This is a genomic window from Nostoc sp. UCD121, from assembly GCF_014222285.1.
Taxonomy (GTDB): domain Bacteria; phylum Cyanobacteriota; class Cyanobacteriia; order Cyanobacteriales; family Nostocaceae; genus Nostoc.
In genome coordinates, this window is sequence record NZ_JACKZS010000562.1 from 1 (window position 1) to 301 (window position 301).

The 301-nt window shown below is 45.5% G+C and carries 1 protein-coding gene; it reads left to right on the plus strand.

From position 1 onward, the window contains the following. Positions 1-301: leucine-rich repeat domain-containing protein (locus GNF10_RS37480; RefSeq protein ID WP_185607538.1), on the plus strand; the 301-nt coding region annotated here is incomplete at both ends.

Below are 301 nucleotides of genomic sequence, written 5' to 3' on the forward strand. Positions count from 1 at the left end.
GCGATCGCTAAATTAACCAATCTGACGCAGCTTGACCTCAGTAGCAACCAAATAACCCAGATTCCAGAGGCGATCGCTAAATTAACCAATCTGACGCAGCTTCACCTCAATAGCAACCAAATAACCCAAATTCCAGAGGCGATCGCTAAATTAACCAATCTGACGCAGCTTCGCCTCCGTTTCAACCAAATAACCCAGATTCCAGAGGCGATCGCTAAATTAACCAATCTGACGCAGCTTGACCTCAGTAGCAACCAAATAACCCAGATTCCAGAGGCGATCGCTAAATTAACCAATCTGA